General features: G+C 36.9%; 1 protein-coding gene. It reads right to left on the minus strand.

Features of this window, described 5'->3' with window-relative positions; all coding sequences use genetic code 11:
* On the minus strand, window positions 1-238 hold a 238-nt coding region (locus R8O10_RS26630), incomplete at its 3' end, for a response regulator (RefSeq protein ID WP_318192151.1).
* Window positions 239-574 lie beyond the last annotated feature (336 nt).

Raw genomic sequence — 574 nt, forward strand, 5'->3', positions numbered from 1 at the left:
TCAACATCAACACCGGAGTGTTATTACCTGCATCGCGCAGCTTGTTGCACAGTGTTAGGCCATCCATGCGCGGCAGCATGAGGTCGAGCAAAATGATGTCAAACGCATTCTCCATCGCCAGTTTTAAGCCTAGCTCACCGTTGTCGGCATAATCCAGCTGCATGCCAGCACACTCAAAATAATCGAACAACATTCCCGCTATTTCACGATTATCTTCTACCAAAAGTACACGTTTCATTTATTCTTATCCAATCTCGATAAATTCGAATGTTGATCTTAACGAACATTATTCACTATAGGTGTGAAAAAGTTGTCGACAATGATTTTCTCACCTCTGTGTCGGTTTTCAATGTCTAACTTAAATACAGTTGTACCTGTTTATTTATATCTATCAATACTGATTGAAATATAAATGGTATAGATTGGTTGGTTCTGTTAACTCCATATAAAACATGAAGATACTGAATTATTTATGTGACACTGAGCACATTATTAATAATTGCCAATCTTCACAAGTGCACTCGATAGGAAAGGTTCTTACTTTTTATAAAACCATTTTTTAGATATGGCTATT

This window comes from Vibrio sp. 1727 (assembly GCF_033344415.1).
In the GTDB taxonomy this organism is placed as follows: domain Bacteria; phylum Pseudomonadota; class Gammaproteobacteria; order Enterobacterales; family Vibrionaceae; genus Vibrio; species Vibrio alginolyticus.